This window comes from Rathayibacter sp. KR2-224, from assembly GCF_049446075.1.
Taxonomy (GTDB): domain Bacteria; phylum Actinomycetota; class Actinomycetes; order Actinomycetales; family Microbacteriaceae; genus Humibacter.
Genome location: NZ_JBMSEB010000001.1, coordinates 2,146,294 through 2,164,108, shown reverse-complemented (window position 1 = coordinate 2,164,108; position 17,815 = coordinate 2,146,294). Strand labels below are relative to the sequence as shown.

Genomic DNA, 17,815 nt, shown 5'->3' with positions numbered 1-17,815 from the left:
CGTTGCGATTTAATCCATGTACGGATAATCTCTATACAGATCAAATAAGGCGGACGCCGAGAGCGACGCCCATTCGAAAGGACAGCACCATGTGGAGCACCGAGCACACCGCCGAGACGTCCCTGTCGCCTGCCGCCGTTTGGGCGGCACTCCGGGCGCTGCACGAGGGCCGGCTCGCCTACGACGGATCCGACGAGTTCGTGCTGCACGGCCCGTTCGCCGTCGGCACCCGTGTCTCCGTCACGCCAGAGGGTCAGGAGACGTTCGACTCGACCATCGTCGACCTGGTGGAGAACGAGACGTACGCCGATGAGACCGTCTTCGGTGACCTGACGCTGCGCTTCCGGCACACGCTGGCTCCGACGGAGAACGGCACGCGGGTGACGCACCGTCTCGAGATCGACGGGCCCTCGGCCGATGAGGTCGGCCCCGAGTTGGGGCCGCAGATCTCCGGCGACTTCCCCGAGTCGATGCAGAGCCTGTTCGACGCTGCAGCCGGCGGCTCTCAGGAAATGGAGCCGGAGTCGACGGATGCCTGACCCACGCGAGCAGAACAAGGCGCGTTCGGCCGCCACCGGCACGGAATCCGGTGGGGGCACCCGCTTCGCCGGTGGTCCGGCCGAGAGCCCCGGGTTTCTGCTCTGGCGGGTGACGGGTGCGTGGCAGCGGGCGATGGCATCCGCTCTCGCCCCGCTCGGCCTGACCCATGTGCAGTTCGTGCTGCTCGCCTGTTCGTGGTGGCTCGGGCGCGCCGGTGAGGCACCGAACCAGGTGAAGGTTGCGGCCCAGGCCGGCTCCGACGTGAAGACGGCCTCCGAGGTGTTCGGGCGTCTCGAGGCGAAGGGACTTCTTACGCGCAGCGCTGATCCGAACGACAGCAGGGCGAAGGCGATCAGCGTCACTGCGGAGGGCAAGGCACTCGCGGAACGGGCGGTAGCCGTTGTGGAAGAAGCCGACGCCAGGTTCTTCGCGGGCGTGGATGCCGAGGCCGCCGTCTCGCTGCTGCGGGCACTTGCCGTCGGGGGCACGTGAGACCATGAGCGGGTGCCCGGATCCGCTGCTTCTCCCGATCCGGCGGCGGGGGCCGGTGATCTTGGTGGTCCTGGAGCACCGCAGAGAGACTGGCGCGACGCGCTGCTACCGCTGACCGGACGTGCGGCAGGAGCCGGGGATGCGCGCATCCCGCTTGCACTGCTCATCGAGGTGCGTGAGAAGGCTCGACGCGAAGCACGCAGCAGGTGGGAGCACAAGGGCGACACGACGCGGGCGGCGTCGCGGGCATCCACTGGGCCTCTCCTCGTCACCGCCAGGCCCGGGGTTCCCGGAAAGCGCGGCGGCTGGGTGAGCGCCTCGTTCGGCTGGAGCGGGCTGCAGTACCGCACCAATGAGCTCGGGCTCGACCCCGCCCAGGTGCGCTGGTTCGTCGAGTTCGACGTGCTGTCGCGGGCCGAGCCGGGCCGCTATTCGAGCGGCGATGGTTCCCGACTCGTGCTCGACGACTACGCAAGCCCTCTGCTGTGGCGCATGCTCGCGGATGCCCAGGCGCGCGGGATCCAGCTCGCGTACGCCGGCGCGTCTGGTCGGGTGAGCCTCGCCGGCGCGGCCGAGCTCGAGGTCGTGGCAAGCGGCAGGGAAGACGGCGCCCTTGTGCTGACACCGCGCATTGTCGTCGACGGTGAGCAGGCTGCCGCCGGCGCCAGCGCGGTCGGGATCTCCGACCACGGGCTCGCGCTGATCGACTGGAGTTCGGCGTCACCGCTCGTGACACTCGCGCCCACCACGCGACCCGTGAGTCCACGCGAGCTGACGCTGCTGTCCGGAGGACCCATCGAGGTGCCTCCCGAGGATGTGCCCGAGTTCGCGCACGAGGTCTATCCGGTGCTGGCCAGGTCGGTTTCGGTGCACCGAACGGATGGGTCGAACCCAACACTGCGCGCCCTCCCTGCCCTGGAGGCGCCCCTGCTCGTGGTCACCGTCACGTTCGAGCCACGGCAGCGGCTGCAGCTCGGATTCGCCTGGGAGTACCGGACCGGCGATCGCGTCGATCGGGTCGGCATGCAGGGGTCGCCGACGGATCCCGTGCGGCGAGACACCGAGGCGGAGCACGCCGTTGTGGCGACCGTGCTCGACGTGCTCGCCGCCGCCGGCGATCCCGCGGAAGCCCTGGCACCCCGCACCCTCACCGGCATGGACGCCGCCGAATGGGCCGCCAACGTACTGCCGGTGCTGGAGGCGCTGGCTGGCGGCATCATCCGAATCGACACCGTCGGTCAGCGGATCGACTACCGGGAGCTCACCGAGACGCCCGAGCTCACCGTGACGACGGTCCCCACCGACCAAAGGGACTGGTTCGACCTCGGCGTGATGGTCACGGTGGCGGGCAAGCAGATACCGTTCATGCCGCTGTTCCGTGCGCTGGCCTCCGGCAGGAAGAAGCTGCTGCTCGTCGACCACAGCTACCTGTCGCTCAACCAGCCCGTGTTCGACCGCCTCAGAGACCTGCTGGTCGAGGCGGAGGCGCTCGCCGAGTGGGACACGGGTCCGCGAATCAGCCGCTACCAGGCATCCCTCTGGACGGACTTCGAAGACCTCGCCGACGAGTCCCGTCCGGCCGTCGAGTGGCGGGAGACCGTCGCAGGGCTTCTTCGAACAGAGTCGTCGGACGTCGTCGCCGAGGTACCGTTCCCCCGCGGCCTCGCTGCCGACCTGCGCCCGTACCAGCGGCGCGGCTACGAATGGCTGGTGTTCCTCTGGAGCCACGGTCTTGGTGGTGTGCTCGCCGACGACATGGGACTCGGTAAGACGGTGCAGACCCTCGCCCTGATCCAGTACGCCAGGGAGGTGGGCGGAACGAGCGGGGAGGGTTTCGATACGCGCGCTTCGCGTGCTACTCAACCCACGGTTGGGTCGGCGGCGGCGCCGTTCCTGGTGGTCGCGCCGGCCTCGGTGGTGGCGAACTGGGCGAGCGAGGCCGCGAGATTCACGCCGGGGCTGCGCGTGGCATCCGTGACCGCGACGCGGCGCAAGGAACGCACGCCGCTGCACGAGGTGATTGCCGACGCCGACATGGTGATCACCACCTACGCCGTGTTCCGTCTCGACCACGCGGAGTTCGCCGCACAGCGATGGTCAGGACTCGTGCTCGACGAGGCGCAGTTCGTGAAGAACCACGCGTCGCAGACCCACAGGCTCGCCCGCGAGCTGGATGCCCCGTTCCGGCTCGCCGTGACGGGCACTCCCCTGGAGAACAACCTGCTGGAGCTGTGGGCGATGTTCCAGATCGTCGCGCCCGGGTTGTTCCCGTCGCGGCCACGGTTCGTCGAGGAGTACGTCAAGCCCATCGCGGCTGCTGCGAGCCCCGTACACGGAACGGATGCCGCACACGGCCGCGCGCGCCTCGAGCGCTTGCGAAGGCGCATCCGCCCGCTCATGCTGCGCCGCACCAAGGAGATCGTTGCTCCCGAACTGCCGCCCAAGCAGGAGCAGGTGCTGAGCATTCCGCTCGCCCCGAGGCATCGCGCGCTCTACGACACGTGGCTGCAGCGCGAACGCCAGAAAGTGCTCGGTTTGCTGGACGACCTCGACCGGCAACGGTTCATCGTCTATCGCTCGATCACCCTGCTGCGCATGCTCGCGCTGGATGCCTCGCTCATCGACCCGGTAAACGAGGGAGTTCCGTCCACCAAGGTCGACGCGCTGCTCGAGCAGCTCGGCGACGTGCTCGCCGAGGGGCATCGCGCTCTCGTGTTCAGCCAGTTCACCTCCTACCTGGGCAAGGTGGCAGCGCGACTGGATGCCGCGGGCATCCGGCACGAATACCTCGACGGTTCCACGCGGCGCAGGGCCGACGTCATCCGAGCGTTCCGCGAGGGGGACGCACCCGTGTTCCTCATCAGCCTGAAGGCCGGTGGCTTCGGCCTCACGCTCACGGAAGCGGATTACGTGTTCCTGCTCGACCCGTGGTGGAACCCCGCCGCCGAAGCGCAGGCGATCGACCGAACGCACCGCATCGGTCAGACGAAACAGGTGATGGTCTATCGCATGGTGGCATCCGACACGATCGAGGAGAAGGTGATGGCCCTGGCTCGTCGCAAGGGCGAGCTCTTCGATGCCGTGCTCGACGATGACGGCACATTCTCGGAAGCGCTGTCGGCTGACGACATCCGCTCCCTGCTGCAATGACGCCGGCGGCTCGGTGGGTTGCCCTTCGACAGCCTCAGGAACGGTAACGGCGAAGCCCCGGATCGAAGCGCGTCCTCAGCGCTGTCGATTTCACCGCACCGTTCGCGTCGGTATTGATGAGCCCAACTTCAGAGGGCAATCGGTTGGAGACAACCATCAACGAGAAGACAAGGATGAGGCCATGACCGAATACATTCTGCTGGTTCACACCGACGAGTCCCAGATGGCAAGCGCGCGGGGGGGAGCCGTGAGCTCGCCGTTCCAGGAGTTCATGGAGAAGAACGCCGATCGCCTCGTGAGCGGCGCCGGGCTCACCGGTCGCGACACCGCGACATCTGTGCGCAGGGATGCCTCAGGCAACGTGACCGTCACCGACGGCGTCTTCGTCGAGAGCAAGGAGGTGCTCGGCGGCTACTGGATCATCGACGTCGCCGATCTCGACGAAGCGATCGCCCTCGCCAAGCAGGTGCCAGTGGTGGGAGGTGGCATCGAGGTTCGCCCGGTGTCGGTGCGGAGCTGAGATGCGCGACGCCGGCACGAACGTTCCACCCGCGGAAGTCGCGGCGGCGGTCGCCGACGCGCACCGCCGTGAGTGGGGCTTCGTGCTGGCGGCCACCGCCCGCGTCACGGGTGACCTCGACGAAGCAGAAGAAGCCGTGCAGGATGCCTACGCCAAAGCTCTCGAGACCTGGCCGGCCGCCGGCATCCCCGCCAGCCCTGGCGCCTGGCTGACCACCACGGCGAAGCGCCGTGCGCTCGACCTCAAGCGCCGAGCCGATGTCTCGCGCCGCGCCTTGCCCAAGCTTGCGGACCCGGATGAGCGCGCAGCGGCATCCGGGTCGCCGCTTGGTTCCGACGACGAGGACTCGCCGGTCGCCGACGACCGTCTGCGGCTGATTTTCACGTGCTGCCACCCGGCACTCGCCTTCGACTCCCGGGTCGCGCTCACGCTTCGCATGGTGTGCGGGCTCAGCACCGCAGAGGTCGCCCGCGCCTTCCTGGTCTCCGAGCCGACGATGGCCGCCCGCATCACCAGGGCCAAGCGCAAGATCTCCGAGGCGGGCATCCCGTACCGCCTGCCCGCGGCGGACGACATCGGTGAACGTATCGACGGCGTTCTCGACGTCGTGCATCTCGTCTATGCGACGGGACATACCGCTCCGACCGGAGCCGAGCTCATTCGCAGAGAGTTGAGCGAACGCGGCATCGAGCTCGCCGAGCTGCTGCGACGGCTGCTGCCCGGCGATGCCGATGTCGCGGGCCTGCTCTCGCTCGTCTACCTGACGGAGGCCAGGCGCGCCGCGCGAACGGATGCCGACGGTGCCGAGATTCTGCTCGATCAGCAGGACAGGCGCCGCTGGGACCATCTGTGGATCGAACACGGGCTCGATCTGCTCGCTGTGGCAACGGAGGCGCCGCGACCTGGCCGGTTCACGCTGCTGGCCGCGATCGCCGCCGTGCACGACTGCAGTCCCAGCTGGGAGCTCACGGACTGGCGCCGCATCGTGGGGCTGTACGACACGCTTCGCGCGATCTGGCCCTCGCCCGTCGTCGAGCTCAACAGGGCGATAGCCATCGGATTCGCGCGCGGCCCGGAGGAGGCGGTGCCGCTGCTGGACGCCCTCGCCGCCGAGCCCCAGCTCGTGCGCTACCCCTACGTTCAGGCGGCGCGGGCCGACATGCTGCAGCGCATCGGGCGGTTGGATGCCGCAGCTCTCGCCTACGACGAAGCCATCGCATTGTGCGACAACGATCGCGAGCGGGAACGGCTGCAGGACAAACGAGCTGCGCTGGAATCCGGTCTGTTCGGGGCCTTCTGAACCGTCCCTTGCATGCTCGGATGTGCATAACAAGGTGACATCCAGATAACAGGTGGATAACATGGACCACTGTGCCCGTAGCCTTGCGGGCGTAAAGCACGCAGTGCTAAGCCCGCTTGCCCGACCGCCAGCCCGAGATCTCGCCCTGTGACTGAACCTACCCGTGCCGCTCGCCCCAGTCCGGGGACGAACGACGGCTCGAATGCGCCCGATTCGGGCAGCCAGGTGTTCACGAGCCGCAAGGCGCGTCGCGCATTCGAAGAGGCGGCGCTACGGCGCCGAGCGGAGTCGGACCCCTTCGCCGAGCGCCTCGCATCGGCCGATCGGCACGAGCACGGCGTCGCCCACCTCGACGGTCGCGAGACGGATGCTCGCCGCGACGATTCCCGGCGCGTGTTGGATGCGACGCACACTCACCGCCTCGACACGGTCCCCATCACCACTCAGACCGGCCGGGTACGGCTGCGTCCGGATGAGCTCGCTCGAGCGACCGACTCAGGTCCCGTGCCGATCACTCTCCCGGCGCCGGAGACCCTGCCGCCCACCGGACCGGTGTCGCTGCCGGCCGGCTTCGGAGCGGGGACCGATGCGCAGGCATCCGTTCCGCAGGCATCCGTTCCGGGCACGAGGCGCAGCGCCAGAATGGCCGCGGACACGCCGCAGATTCGGAGCAAGGCGAAGGCCCCGAAGTCGAGGCCGGCTGCGATGGGCCTCGCCTCGTCCACGAAGCCTGCCAAGACCAGGCCGTCCGCGAAGCCCGAGAAGCAAGCGAAGACCAAGCTGCTCGCCCGGCCTTCGAAGCGACAGACCTCGAGTCCGGCCGTCGTAGGTCGCCGCCGCTCGCCGCTGTCTCGCGTCCTCGCCAAAGCCGTGATCATGTTCGCAGCTGCGGGCCTCGTCGCCACCACTGCCGTGCCCGCCTACGCCCAGTTCGAGACGCCGACCTGGGTCGATCCGACCACCGGCAAGACGCAGACGCTCGCCGTGGGTGCCGTTCACACGGGCGTCGTCGATCGCGACGACTACGGCGCTCACACCATCTCGACTGCGCTCGACACCACGACCGGATCCGTCGTGGCGCCCGAGGTGCAGGCGCTCGCGCAGCAGCTGATGTCCGCCGTGGCGCAGGGGCGGCTCACCGGCAGCACGCCAGACCACATCTTCGAGATCCGCTACCTCGCCGCGGGCGAAGCCGTTCAGGGGTGCGGGATCGACTACCGAGTGCTCCAGACCATCGCGTTCGCGCTCACCAAGTTCAACACCGTGGGTGTCAGCGACATCAACAGGCACTGCACCGGCCAGATCGAGGGCGCAGGAACGGCGTCAGCCCACTACACCGAAGGCGGAGGCCACGCCGTCGACTTCTTCCGCCTGAACGGCCAGTCGCTCACGGGCGGGGATGCCAACTCGATCAAGCTCATCGAAGACCTCGACGGGGTCGTGCCGACGGATGCCACGGTCGGCCAGGTGAATTGCCGCTCGAGCCTCTCGCTCGGGCACTTCAAGCAGATCGACGACACCTGCAACCACCTGCATGTGGACTTCCTCGACGCCAAGGCAGCGACGCTGCTCGGGTAGTTGCAGACGTTTCTCGTCGATTCACGTGAGCGGCTCAGGCGGTCGCGCGCGAGCGTCCTGCGTTCCTGGTCTGCGCCGGAGTCTCACCGAGCACGGATCGGTAGCGGCGCGAGAAGTGCGCGTAGTCCGCGAACCCGAGTTGTGCCGCTAGCTCGCTGAGGTCGGTGTGCGGCTCTGTGTACAAAGTGGTGGCCGCCGCCTGCAGCCGCCGGCATTCGATGAGCCATTTCGGGCTCAGGCCCAGGTACTCGCGCACCGTGCGTTCCAGGGTTCGCGGCGTTACGCCGATCGCGGCCGCGAGGTCGGCCGCCCGCTCGAGGGATGCATCCTCTTCCGCGAGCCGGCACGCCTCGTTGACCAGACGGTCGCGCTCGCCCACCAGCCCGGCATGCGGCCGCAGCCAGTCCACGAGCGCGTCACGCACCCGATCGCGAGAGGCGGACGTGAGGGCGGTCTCGATGCCGTGGGCATCCGTCAGAGGCAGCCCCTGAACCGGTACGGCGGATGGCAGAACCCCACTGCCCTCCAGCAGAACACGGCCGGCGCACGGCCGGAGCAGGACCCCGACCGCCGCGCCCTCGCCATACAGGCGCCGCACGGCTACACGCCCGGTGGGCGGGTAGAGGGCGAGGCCGCGGATCTGGTCTGGCCGCTCTTGATGAGACGAGGTTTCGAGCACGGCGTTGAACGCCGGGTATGCGAGCACGCGTTGGGCGGCCTCTTCGCCGATGGGCACATGCCAGCGCACCACCCACACGTGTCGAACAAGGGCGTCAAATTCCCGGGGCAGTGCGAAACGGTCGAAGGCCACGCGAGGATCACCCGGGTTGAGGTGCCCTCGCGATTTCGGGGAGGTGCCGGTCATCGAGTCCTCATCCTCGCCGCATCTCGAAACTCGCGGGCTGTCGCAAAAGTACAAGACCGTGCAGCGTGCCGCTCCTAGCGTCGAAGGCATGACGCAAGATCAGACGATCAACGACACCGGCACACAGAGCCCTGCCACGGCGACGCACCCGACGGCGGCCAACGGCAGCTACACGACCGACGGCATCCCGAACGGATCCACCTCGATCACGCCGCACATCGTGGTGCGCAACGCGGCGGCCGCCCTCGAGTTCTATCGCGACGTTTTCGGCGCGCGCGTGGTCGATGTCACGCGCTTCCCGGACGGCGACGCGATCGCCCACGCAGTCGTCGACTTCGGGCACGGCATGATCACGCTGAGCGATCCGATGGAAGAAGTGGGGCTCGTCGCGCTCGATGACCCCGAGCGGCGGCCGTTCACACTCGCGATCTATGTGCAGGACTGCGACGCGGTGACGGATGCCGCGGCATCCGCGGGCGCAACCGTGCGCGAACAGCCCGCCACGTTCGTCACCGGGGATCGCTTTTCCTCGATCCTCGACCCATTCGGCGTGCGCTGGGCCGTGATGACTCGCGTCGAGGACCTCTCGGCCGAGGAGAGCGCGTCGCGCGTCGCCGCCTGGGCCAAGCAGCAGGGCGCCTGATCGGTGGCGGACTCGTCGGGACCACGATCTATCCGGCGAAGAAGATCACCCGCAAGACCGCCTCGTCCCGAAAGCTTGAAGTCTTGGCCCCGTGGCGGAGGCGGAATACCTGCTGCAATTCGCCGGCGGCAAAGAGCGCGACGCTGACATCGAATACGGCTCCGGCAGTGTGAGACGCCACGACATAGGGCTCCATAACACGGGAAGTCTCCCACCGCGGGCCTGCTGCCCGCACCGTGTTTCACAAGGCGATGGCACTCAGTGCAGGCTCAGCCGCCCGCGGTCATGAGTTGCTGTCCGGGGCCGGCGGTGGCGCAGGTCGAGTTGGAGGACAGGACCGCGATCTGGAGGTGGATGACGGCGCCGTTGTCACCCAAGCTGGCGAGGTTGAACGTCATGCCCTCGAAGGCGGTCGGCGAGGGGAAGTCATGCACATAGTCGTTGGTCACATCCGGGTTCGGCGTTTCCAGGCTCGGGAAGACGACCCGCAGCCCGTTACTGGGATGCGCACGCAACCAATTCGCTGCATCGACCATGCTCATGCCCGAGACCGTCCAATACGCTTCGGACTTCGCCATCGGCTCGCACCACCATGCTTGCTCCTGATCATCGATCGCCGTACCAGGAGGCGGCGCCTTCACCCGGGTGGCGCCCGGCGGCAATACTGCGCCATCCAACCACGCCGTCGCCTTCGCTTCTGACGCCGCGTCCGCGGTGACGCCGGGCCGTGGCGACGGGACGGCAGGAGCCCGGACAGGGCTCGGAGTCGTTGGGAGCGTCCCGATTCGTGTCGGTGCCGCAGGGACAGAAGCGGCGACGCGAGCCTGGGCGTCGGCGCAACCAGTGAGTCCAATACAGAGGGCGACAGCGAGAACTCCGACGCCCGCTCCACTCCAACGCGACAGGCGACGTGAACGAGCCTTCTGCTCACCCATCCTCTTCACGCGCGCCAGGCTACTCCCACAGCGACACCCAGCAGCCCCACCCCGTAGGCGATCGATCAACGGGACACGAAGCACGTCATGTCCCTATTTCGACGGATGCCGCAACCTCCCGGGACGGATGATTCCCGTCAGCCGTTGCTCACTTCTTGCGGAATAGACCCTAGCGATATATCGTTGACACGTCTTAGATAGTCCACGATAGGAGATTTGCCATGAGGAACGACTACTTCCCCGGCGACCGACAGCGTCGCCAACACGATCACAATGCTCCCAGCGAGTGCTGGGGGAACGGTCCGCACCGCCACCACCACGGCGGCGAGCACGACCACCACGGTGCGGCCCAGGGAGCCCCAGGCTTCGGCCGCGGGTTCGGACCGGGCCGGGGCTTCGGCCCCACGTTCGACCCGCGAGGCTTCGATCCGGCGATGCTTGCCGCGTTCGGGCCGCGAGGGCGCAAGCGTGCGTCGCGCGGAGACATCCGTGCCGCCATCCTGAGCCTGCTCGCCGAAGGGCCGAAGAACGGCTACGCGCTGATCAAGGCCATCGCCGAGAAGACCGACGGACTGTGGAAGCCGAGCCCCGGCTCTGTATACCCCACGCTGCAGCAGCTCGTCGACGAGGAGCTGGTGGAGGCGACCGGTGACGGCCGCCGCACCGACTACGCGCTGACCGACCCGGGCAAGGCCTACGTCGCCGAACACGAGTCCGAGCTCGACGCGGCGTGGCAGGCTACTCCCGGTCGCAGCGAGGCGGATGCCGCACTGCACGAGGCCACGGCCAAACTGATGGGTGTGGTGCACCAGTACCGGTTCGCCGCCACCGACGAGCAACGCAAGCAGGCCGCCGAGAAGATCGACGAACTGCGCAAGGCGCTGTACCTGATCCTCGCCGAGTGATCAAGCGCGCATCCCGCGCGATACCGAGATCCCGTTTCACCGACAGAAACTGCGCAGAGAGCGCATGCCGTTCACGCGTTTCGTCAGCGAGACGGGATCTCGTGCGTCCTGGCGCCGAATCCGGCGCGCGTCAGCCGAGAATGTCGCCGTCCATGTAGTACCACCGGCGCCCCTCGCGCACGAAACGGCTGCGCTCGTGCAGCACGCCCCCGTCGCGATCGCGCCCCGGTACGGGAAGCACGCGCCAGAACGCCCGGAACTCCACCTCGCCGGCATCGTCACCCACAGCGCCCCCAAGGGATCCCACGATGTCGAGCCGACGCCACTGCACGGCCGGATCGAGTTCGACCTCTGGCGGCCGAGTCGACGGATGCCACGTCGCGCGCAGGTATTCCGCGTCACCCACCGCGAACGCCGAGTACCGCGACCGCATGAGGGCCTCGGGTGTGGCGGCGGCGCGTCCACGGTGGAGCGGGGCGCAGCACGAGCCATAGGCTTCGCCGCTGCCGCACGGGCACGGGGCGCTGTCGGCGAGCGGTGTGTGCGCGGTGGTCACGAGAGCATCCGCTCGTTCAACTCGGCGAGCTGAGCCGTGAACACCGTTGCTGCGCCCTGCGCCGGGTGCCGAAGAGCGGGAGCATCGACACCGGCCGCCGCCATCGCGCCCTGCGCCTTACGCCCGACCGCCGCGATCGTCTCGATACCGAACGCCTTCGCGAGTTCGAGTGCCACAGGTACGCCCGCACGAACCTCCGCCGGTCTGGGTGCCCGGTTCGTGGCCCGATCGCCACGCACGAACGGATGGTTCGGATAGACGCCCCAGAGCAACGGAAGCGGCCCGCGCCACGCCGCGAGCGCGCGCCACACGATGCCAGACGAGGACTCCCACGACGCGGCTGGATGCTCGGGCACCTCGAACCCGTCGCCCCCAGGCCGTCCGGTGATGAGGCCGGGCCGCGCCGCGAGCTCGCGCACGCTCGTGAAGGGGATGCCGCTCACGGACATCCCTCGATATCCGGGCGCTTCGGCCAGCAGCAGCACGTGCGGGCCGATCTCGCCCATCAGCTGGAGGTAGCTGAGCAGGTTCCGTCTGCGTAAGGCGCCATCGGAAGTCGCAGGGTCGTAGAGGAACTCCGAGTCGTCGGATGCCCCGCCGACGCGGTCCCCATGCGCGCCCGCCTCGCCCAGCGCGTCGAGTGCCGCCAGGAACCGCGACACGTCAGGCAGCGCCGCCGTCACTTGTGGAGCAGCTCCTGCCAGTCAGCGGGCACGCGGCCTTCCGGGCCCGGCGCAGGCTGGGATTCCGGGTGACTCGTCGGCTCCGCGAGGCCCGGACCGCTCAGCATGGACTCGGTCTCGTAGTCCCAGTACCAGTCCTCCCCGGGCTCGTAGCTCTGCATGTAGCGGTGGCCGGTGCTGAGGAAGTGGGCGGTGGCGTGCTGTGCTGGAGAGGAATCGCAGCACCCGATGTGGCCACACACGGCGCAGCGGCGCAAATGGAACCACCACCCGTCGCTCTTTTCGCACTCCGCGCAGCCCGCGCCGCTCGGTGGAACGGACTCCTCGATGCCCTCGAGCTGCGTCATTGCCTCACTCCTTCTCGCGCAGCCAGTGCGAGCGACGGAACGTTCGGCCCCACCACGCCGTGAGGCCCTCGCCCTGGTACTGCTCAGGGTCGGCGTCGAGCACGGCGTCGCCTTCGGGCTCGGGAAGCGATGCCACCTGCGACTCGTCGAGCGAGGTGGTCACGCCGTCGGTCGTGATGGACGCGACCTGGTTCGCATCCACGAACCGAAGGCCGTTGCCGGTGCGAACGGCCAGTCCGTCGAAGAGGTCGAGCGAGGCATCCTGCAGCACGTGCTCGACGGTGCCGAACTCCTCGCCGGCCGCAGTGCTCACGGGTGCGCCCTTCTCGAGCGCGGTGTAAGCGATGGGTTCAGACATGCTGCCTCCTCCTGGCCTCCGGCGATCCACCCGTCACCCTACGCCGCAACACCGGGTAACACGGCTTCACATCGTTACCCGTCGATGCGGGCGATCCGCCTCCTGCACCGCAGCATTGACCAATGACCGCACGACCCGCCTCCCCCACCGCGCCGGAACTCGACGAGCCGTTCGGCTTCGCGACGGCCCAGGTGCACGCCGGAGCGGATGCCGACAGCGGCTTCGGCGCACGAGTCGCGCCCATCTACCTCAGCGCGGGATTCGTCTTTGACGACTTCGACCAGGCGCGCGAGCGGTTCGCGGGCGACGACGACGGCTACACCTACTCCCGTACGGGCAACCCGACGACCGCAGCCCTCGAGCGGCGCCTCGCCGTGCTCGAGGCTGGGCTGGCGGCACCGGACGCCCAGGCGATCGTGGTGGGCAGCGGACAGGCGGCGCTCACGGTCGCGCTGCTGGGCATCCTGCAGGCCGGGGACCACATCGTGTCGTCGTCGAGCATCTACGAAGGCACGCGCGGGTTGCTGCGGGAGAACCTCGGCAGGCTGGGCATCGAGGTCGACTTCGTGCCAGGGCCGAACGGTCCAGGCGCAGCGGGAGCAGGCACAGGCGGCAACAACGCGGATGCCTGGCGCCGCGCCATCCGGCCCAACACCAAGGCCCTGTTCGGCGAGCCGATTCCGAACCCCAAGAACGACCTGCTCGACATCGAGGCGGTTGCCGGCGTCGCACGCGAGTTCGGCATCCCCTTCATCGTGGACAACACGCTGGCGACGCCCTACCTGCTGCGCCCCATCGAGTACGGCGCGGACATCGTCGTGCACTCGGCGAGCAAGTTCCTCGCCGGCCACGGCACGGCGCTCGGCGGCGTCGTGGTGGATGCCGCCCGCTTCGATTGGAGCGCGCGCCCCGATGCCTTCCCGCACCTGAACAGCCCGCACCCCGCGCTCGGCGGACGTTCTTACGTCGAGGCGTACGGCCGGTCGGCCTACGCGGCGTACGCGCGCCAGGTGGTGGCTTCGCGCTTCGGACCGACGCTATCGCCGCTCAACGCGTTCCTGCTGCAGCAGGGTCTCGAGACCCTGTCGCTCCGTGTCGCGCAGCACTCGCGCAACGCGCTCGCCGTTGCGGCGTGGCTGCAGGTGCAGCCCGAGGTGGAATCCGTGGACTACTCGGGACTGGCATCCAGCCCGCATCATGCGCTCGCGAGCAAGTACCTGCCAGAGGGGCAGGGCAGTGTGTTCTCGTTCACACTGCACGGCGGCGAGCCGGCGGCGCGGGCCTTCTACGACGCGCTGCGCTTGTTCAGCCGCATGACGCACCTCGGCGACGTGCGCTCGCTCGCGCTGCACCCGGCATCCACGACGCACACACTCTTGAGCGAACAGCAGCGACTCGCCAGCGGTATCGGGGACGGCCTGCTGCGCCTCTCTGTGGGCATCGAGGACGCCGACGACCTCATCCGCGACCTTGCTCGCGGCCTCGAAGCCGTGCGCGCGCTCGACGCCTCCCGCTCGCTGACGCTCGCTCAGGGAGCATGACGCGGGTAAGGAGACCTACATGACACGGAAACAGCACTTCGGCTGGTTCTTCTCGCGGGGCTTCGGTCCGCAGGGGTGGGGCCGTCCGGACTGGCGGTGGGGCTACGACTGGACGAAGCCGGATCTCTACCAGCACTCCGTGCGCGAGCTCGAGCAGGCGGGGCTCGACCTGGTGATCATGGAAGACGCCATCTCGATCGGAACCCCCGACACGGTCGATCTGCGGGTGCGCTCGGCGTACGGCGGCCCCAAGCACGACCCACTGCTGCTGGCGCCCTACCTGTTCCAGGCCACCAAGCACATCGGCATCGTGCCCACGATCAACGCGGGAGCGACCCCGCCGTATCTCGCCGCACGCCAGGCGGCGACGCTGCAGCACCTCAGCGACGGACGGTTCGGCATCAACCTCGTCACCGATGTGAAGAGTGCGAGGCACTTCGGCCTCGAGGAGCTCGGCCACGACGCGGCATACGACCGTGCCGAGGAGTGGCTCGATACGGTCCGTGAGCTTTGGCACAGCTGGGACGACGGGGCATACATCGCGGATGCCGCGACCGGCCACTTCGCCGACGGGTCGCGCATCCGCCCCACCACGCACGAGGGCGAGTACTTCCGGGTCGACGGCCCCCTGAATGCCATCCCGTTCACCCCGCACCCCGGTGGCGGAAAGGATGCCTACGGCACCACAGCGGGTGACCCCGCGATCGTCTCTCCGGGAGGGTCCGGACGTGGACTGGGCTTCGCCGGCGCGAACTCCGATGTGCAACTGGCACTCGCCCCGCTGAACGTCGAGGCGGTGCGTGCGTACAGAGCGAAGGTGAACGAGGCCGCGGAGGCGGCCGGGCGGCGGGCATCCGATGTCAAGACACTCTTCGTCTTCAAGCCCGAGGTCGTGGCGAGCGAAGACGAGGCACGTCGCGTGGTGGATGCCTCGCGTCACCCTTCAGACGACGAGCTGCGTGCGGTGCTGCTGGGCCAGTCCAGCGACTCCGAGACCGATCTGACCGGTCTCGACCTCGACCAGCCGCTCGATCCCTCGGTCTTCGGACCGCACGTGTCGCAGGGCACGATCAAGGGACTCCTCGGCACGGCACCGAGCTTCGACGCGCAGCCGTTGCGCGACCTGCTGGCGGCCAAGGCGCGCAAGGGTTCAGTGGCCGAGCGTGAAGGCTTCGTGGGCACGGCCGGCCAGCTGGCGGACTTCATCGAGGAGCTCGGCGAGGATGCCGGCAACGACGGCTTCATCTTCTCCGGCGACCTGCACCCCGTCACCGTGCACCGCATGCTCGACGGTCTCGTTCCCGAGTTGCGGCGCCGCGGCATCCTGCGGGATGCCTACGCACCGGGGGGCCTGCGCGCCAACCTGACTGACTTCTGACGATGGCGCGGGTTGAGTAGCCCGCGAAGCAGGCGTATCGAAACCGCTTGGCAGATGGTCGAGGCTTCGATACGTGGCGATGATGCTACTCAACCCGCGATGTCGTCGGCGCTACGCGACCGCGATCAAGCGGCAGCGGTAGCGTGTTGCAGTGCCCGTCCCGCCTTCGTCCGACCAAGGGTCCGACGCCGTCGTACTGCGCCCGCTTGCCGTCACGCGGCGCGGCTACCTCGTCGGCGGGCTGTTCGTCGCAGCGATCGGGGTGTTCCTGGTCGTGGTCGGATTCGTGGTCGGCTTCTCGTCCGGTACGGTCTGGCTGCTGGCCGTGATGGGCGTTCTGCTCGTCGCCTACGGCGTCGTGGTCGCGGTGCGCGGACAGACAGTGTGCGTCATGCTCACGAACGATGCCGCCGTCGTGCACGGCTTGCTCGTGACCACCACAGTGCCGCGCCCGAGCATCACGCGGGCCACCAACAAGCCCTCGCTCGAATGGACCGATTCCGGCGGCCGCGAGCGCAGCACCCGCATCACCGCGCTGGCCCTGGGCAACCGGGCGGGCACGGCGGCGGCCGTCGTGCAGCACGTCGACGAGGACTACGAGCGGCTCAAGGCCTGGATCCGCGCCCGCTGAGGGCCGGAAGGAATCTGGCGGCCCTGCGCGGGCCGAGCTTGACACGGGGCATCGTCTCTCATCCGACCTCGTCCGGTGCCTCCGGCGCCGGCTCGCGCGCCGACCACACCGCTCCGATGCTCGCGCCGATCACGAGCAGCACAGCGACCACACCCACCCACGTGAACTGCTGTCCGAGCAGCGCGAGGCCCGCGAGCGCCGCCGTGGCCGGCGCGAGGCTCATCAGCATGGCGAACGTGGAAGCGTGCACATGCCGCAGCGCGAGCAGCTCCAGGCCGTACGGAATCGTGGACGACAGCAGCGCCACCGCCGCACCGAGCAGCAGCACCTGCGGCCGCAGCAGGACGGATCCCGCCGAGGCTATGCCGAACGGCGCCGACGCGATGGCTCCGATGGTCATGGCGATGGCCAGGCCGTCGAACTTCGCGAACCGACGCCCGGTCTGGCGCGACAGCAGGATGTAGAACGCCCACGACATGCCCGCGCCGGCCGCGAAGAGAACACCGACGAGGTCGAGGTGCCCGAAGCTCCCGTCGCCGAGCAGCACAACGCCGATCGCCGCCAGCCCTGCCCACACCCACGCGACCGCCTTGCGGGCGACCACCACGGAGAGCACCAGGGGCCCGAGCACCTCGATGGTGACCGCGGCGCCGAGCGGGATGCGGTCAAGTGAGAGGTAGAACAGACCGTTCATCAGCGCCAGCACGAGGCCGAAGCCCGCAACGGTCATCCATGAGCCGATGGGGATGCCCCGCACTCGCGGCCGAACGATCGGCAGGAGGATCGCGGCCGAGAACAGCACGCGAAGAAAAACCATGCCGAGCGAGCCGACCTGCGGGAACAGGAGCACCGCGATAGATGCCCCCACTTCCTGGCACAGCAGCCCTACGACAACGAGCCCCGCATACCGTGCGTTCGACGCGGCACCGGACGGTGCCGCCCCAGTAGACGTCTGGTCAGATCCTGCCGCGCCCCCAGGTCCGCCCGCTCCCGTCACTGCGCGGTCTCGTCGCCGGCATCCGCCCGCCATACCCGGGTGCCGCTTGGCGGCTCTGCCCGAAGCTTGCGCAGCGCTTGGACGAGGGGAGCCATGCTTCCGGAGTCGGCGCGGTAGCGATGCATGGTGCGGGAGATCGTGATCGTGACGATGTCGACGCCAGCGGAGGTGATGACATCCGCTTCCACCTCGCCGTCGAGCAGCACGAAATCCGGTGCATCGTGCGGGTCTCCCGAGGCGAACACGAGCCACTCCTCCGTGAGACCGAGCTCACCATCCACCCAGCGCCCGCCGCGCAGCGCGGATGCCGCGACCGGCTCCGCCACGAGGTACTGGTTGCGCGGCAGCAACTGCTCGACATGGATCCGGCGGCCGCTCATGCGCGAAATCCTAGGG

The 17,815-nt window shown here is 68.6% G+C and carries 19 protein-coding genes; 11 read left to right on the top strand and 8 right to left on the bottom strand.

Annotated elements, in window-relative coordinates; genetic code table 11:
* The first annotated feature begins 89 nt into the window (after nt 1–89).
* The 6 genes from ACO2Q7_RS09870 (at nt 90) to ACO2Q7_RS09845 (ending at nt 7,580) form a co-directional block, all read left to right on the top strand.
* Nucleotides 90–539, top strand: coding sequence for a polyketide cyclase (locus ACO2Q7_RS09870; protein ID WP_423355439.1), 450 nt, complete (start codon nt 90–92; stop codon nt 537–539).
* Nucleotides 532–1,032, top strand: coding sequence for a MarR family winged helix-turn-helix transcriptional regulator (locus ACO2Q7_RS09865; RefSeq protein ID WP_423355438.1), 501 nt, complete (start codon nt 532–534; stop codon nt 1,030–1,032). The genes ACO2Q7_RS09870 and ACO2Q7_RS09865 overlap by 8 nt, the downstream gene beginning before the upstream one ends.
* Nucleotides 1,033–1,044: 12 nt before the next feature.
* Nucleotides 1,045–4,182 carry a DEAD/DEAH box helicase gene (locus tag ACO2Q7_RS09860; RefSeq protein WP_423355437.1) on the top strand — a complete coding sequence of 1,046 codons (3,138 nt, stop codon included), beginning with the start codon at nt 1,045–1,047 and terminating at the stop codon, nt 4,180–4,182.
* A 181-nt stretch (nt 4,183–4,363) separates the two neighbouring features.
* A complete protein-coding gene (locus tag ACO2Q7_RS09855) occupies nt 4,364–4,702 on the top strand; it encodes a YciI family protein (protein ID WP_423355436.1) in 339 nt (112 codons plus the stop codon).
* 1 nt (nt 4,703) lies between these two features.
* The gene (locus tag ACO2Q7_RS09850; RefSeq protein WP_423355435.1) at nt 4,704–6,002 is read left to right on the top strand and encodes an RNA polymerase sigma factor; all 1,299 of its coding nucleotides are present in this window, start codon (nt 4,704–4,706) and stop codon (nt 6,000–6,002) included.
* A 147-nt stretch (nt 6,003–6,149) separates the two neighbouring features.
* Nucleotides 6,150–7,580 (top strand): hypothetical protein, encoded by a 1,431-nt coding sequence (locus ACO2Q7_RS09845; RefSeq protein ID WP_423355434.1) that lies wholly within the window; start codon nt 6,150–6,152, stop codon nt 7,578–7,580.
* Between the two features lie 34 nt (nt 7,581–7,614).
* Here ACO2Q7_RS09845 and ACO2Q7_RS09840 read toward each other — a convergent pair whose 3' ends face one another.
* A complete protein-coding gene (locus ACO2Q7_RS09840) occupies nt 7,615–8,445 on the bottom strand; it encodes a helix-turn-helix domain-containing protein (protein ID WP_423355433.1) in 831 nt (276 codons plus the stop codon).
* Between the two features lie 88 nt (nt 8,446–8,533).
* Between ACO2Q7_RS09840 and ACO2Q7_RS09835 the strand changes: the two genes are divergently transcribed.
* Nucleotides 8,534–9,088 carry a VOC family protein gene (locus tag ACO2Q7_RS09835; RefSeq protein ID WP_423355432.1) on the top strand — a complete coding sequence of 185 codons (555 nt, stop codon included), beginning with the start codon at nt 8,534–8,536 and terminating at the stop codon, nt 9,086–9,088.
* A 269-nt stretch (nt 9,089–9,357) separates the two neighbouring features.
* Here the strand turns inward: ACO2Q7_RS09835 and ACO2Q7_RS09830 are convergent, their stop codons facing one another.
* Nucleotides 9,358–9,765, bottom strand: a complete 408-nt coding sequence (locus ACO2Q7_RS09830) for a hypothetical protein (protein ID WP_423355431.1) — start codon at nt 9,763–9,765, stop codon at nt 9,358–9,360.
* 479 nt (nt 9,766–10,244) lie between these two features.
* On the opposite strand from ACO2Q7_RS09830, the gene ACO2Q7_RS09825 reads away from it, so the two are divergent.
* Nucleotides 10,245–10,928, top strand: a complete 684-nt coding sequence (locus tag ACO2Q7_RS09825; RefSeq protein WP_423355430.1) for a PadR family transcriptional regulator — start codon at nt 10,245–10,247, stop codon at nt 10,926–10,928.
* Nucleotides 10,929–11,058: 130 nt separating this feature from the next.
* On the opposite strand, the gene ACO2Q7_RS09820 is transcribed toward ACO2Q7_RS09825, so the two are convergent.
* The 4 genes from ACO2Q7_RS09820 to ACO2Q7_RS09805 are packed head-to-tail and all read right to left on the bottom strand — an operon-like array spanning nt 11,059 to nt 12,872.
* Nucleotides 11,059–11,484: a YchJ family protein gene (locus tag ACO2Q7_RS09820; protein ID WP_423355429.1), complete on the bottom strand. Its 426-nt coding sequence runs from the start codon at nt 11,482–11,484 to the stop codon at nt 11,059–11,061.
* Complete coding sequence (locus tag ACO2Q7_RS09815; protein WP_423355428.1) at nt 11,481–12,167, bottom strand: uracil-DNA glycosylase; 687 nt, start codon at nt 12,165–12,167, stop codon at nt 11,481–11,483. The genes ACO2Q7_RS09820 and ACO2Q7_RS09815 overlap by 4 nt, the downstream gene beginning before the upstream one ends.
* Complete coding sequence (locus ACO2Q7_RS09810; RefSeq protein ID WP_423355427.1) at nt 12,164–12,514, bottom strand: UBP-type zinc finger domain-containing protein; 351 nt, start codon at nt 12,512–12,514, stop codon at nt 12,164–12,166. The genes ACO2Q7_RS09815 and ACO2Q7_RS09810 overlap by 4 nt, the downstream gene beginning before the upstream one ends.
* A gap of 4 nt (nt 12,515–12,518) precedes the next feature.
* Entirely contained in the window at nt 12,519–12,872 is a 354-nt protein-coding gene (locus tag ACO2Q7_RS09805) for a hypothetical protein (protein ID WP_423355426.1), read from the bottom strand.
* A gap of 122 nt (nt 12,873–12,994) precedes the next feature.
* On the opposite strand from ACO2Q7_RS09805, the gene ACO2Q7_RS09800 reads away from it, so the two are divergent.
* From ACO2Q7_RS09800 to ACO2Q7_RS09790, 3 genes are all read left to right on the top strand, one after another.
* Nucleotides 12,995–14,413 carry an O-acetylhomoserine aminocarboxypropyltransferase/cysteine synthase family protein gene (locus ACO2Q7_RS09800; RefSeq protein ID WP_423355425.1) on the top strand — a complete coding sequence of 473 codons (1,419 nt, stop codon included), beginning with the start codon at nt 12,995–12,997 and terminating at the stop codon, nt 14,411–14,413.
* Nucleotides 14,414–14,432: 19 nt separating this feature from the next.
* The gene (locus ACO2Q7_RS09795) at nt 14,433–15,791 is read left to right on the top strand and encodes an LLM class flavin-dependent oxidoreductase (RefSeq protein ID WP_423355424.1); all 1,359 of its coding nucleotides are present in this window, start codon (nt 14,433–14,435) and stop codon (nt 15,789–15,791) included.
* 151 nt (nt 15,792–15,942) lie between these two features.
* On the top strand, nt 15,943–16,422 hold the full coding sequence (locus ACO2Q7_RS09790; protein ID WP_423355423.1) for a hypothetical protein: 480 nt from the start codon (nt 15,943–15,945) through the stop codon (nt 16,420–16,422).
* Between the two features lie 58 nt (nt 16,423–16,480).
* Here the strand turns inward: ACO2Q7_RS09790 and ACO2Q7_RS09785 are convergent, their stop codons facing one another.
* Nucleotides 16,481–17,290: an EamA family transporter gene (locus ACO2Q7_RS09785; protein WP_423355422.1), complete on the bottom strand. Its 810-nt coding sequence runs from the start codon at nt 17,288–17,290 to the stop codon at nt 16,481–16,483.
* A 125-nt stretch (nt 17,291–17,415) separates the two neighbouring features.
* Nucleotides 17,416–17,799, bottom strand: coding sequence for a hypothetical protein (locus ACO2Q7_RS09780; protein ID WP_423355421.1), 384 nt, complete (start codon nt 17,797–17,799; stop codon nt 17,416–17,418).
* Nucleotides 17,800–17,815 lie beyond the last annotated feature (16 nt).

What these genes read in the sequence shown, in the direction of transcription:
- ACO2Q7_RS09870 (WP_423355439.1), top strand. Translation starts at nt 90, where the DNA reads ATGTGGAGCACCGAGCACACCGCCGAGACGTCCCTGTCGCCTGCCGCC.
- ACO2Q7_RS09865 (WP_423355438.1), top strand. Translation starts at nt 532, where the DNA reads ATGCCTGACCCACGCGAGCAGAACAAGGCGCGTTCGGCCGCCACCGGC.
- ACO2Q7_RS09855 (WP_423355436.1), top strand. Translation starts at nt 4,364, where the DNA reads ATGACCGAATACATTCTGCTGGTTCACACCGACGAGTCCCAGATGGCA.
- ACO2Q7_RS09850 (WP_423355435.1), top strand. Translation starts at nt 4,704, where the DNA reads ATGCGCGACGCCGGCACGAACGTTCCACCCGCGGAAGTCGCGGCGGCG.
- ACO2Q7_RS09840 (WP_423355433.1), bottom strand. Translation starts at nt 8,445, where the DNA reads ATGACCGGCACCTCCCCGAAATCGCGAGGGCACCTCAACCCGGGTGAT.
- ACO2Q7_RS09835 (WP_423355432.1), top strand. Translation starts at nt 8,534, where the DNA reads ATGACGCAAGATCAGACGATCAACGACACCGGCACACAGAGCCCTGCC.
- ACO2Q7_RS09825 (WP_423355430.1), top strand. Translation starts at nt 10,245, where the DNA reads ATGAGGAACGACTACTTCCCCGGCGACCGACAGCGTCGCCAACACGAT.
- ACO2Q7_RS09810 (WP_423355427.1), bottom strand. Translation starts at nt 12,514, where the DNA reads ATGACGCAGCTCGAGGGCATCGAGGAGTCCGTTCCACCGAGCGGCGCG.
- ACO2Q7_RS09805 (WP_423355426.1), bottom strand. Translation starts at nt 12,872, where the DNA reads ATGTCTGAACCCATCGCTTACACCGCGCTCGAGAAGGGCGCACCCGTG.
- ACO2Q7_RS09800 (WP_423355425.1), top strand. Translation starts at nt 12,995, where the DNA reads ATGACCGCACGACCCGCCTCCCCCACCGCGCCGGAACTCGACGAGCCG.
- ACO2Q7_RS09795 (WP_423355424.1), top strand. Translation starts at nt 14,433, where the DNA reads ATGACACGGAAACAGCACTTCGGCTGGTTCTTCTCGCGGGGCTTCGGT.
- ACO2Q7_RS09780 (WP_423355421.1), bottom strand. Translation starts at nt 17,799, where the DNA reads ATGAGCGGCCGCCGGATCCATGTCGAGCAGTTGCTGCCGCGCAACCAG.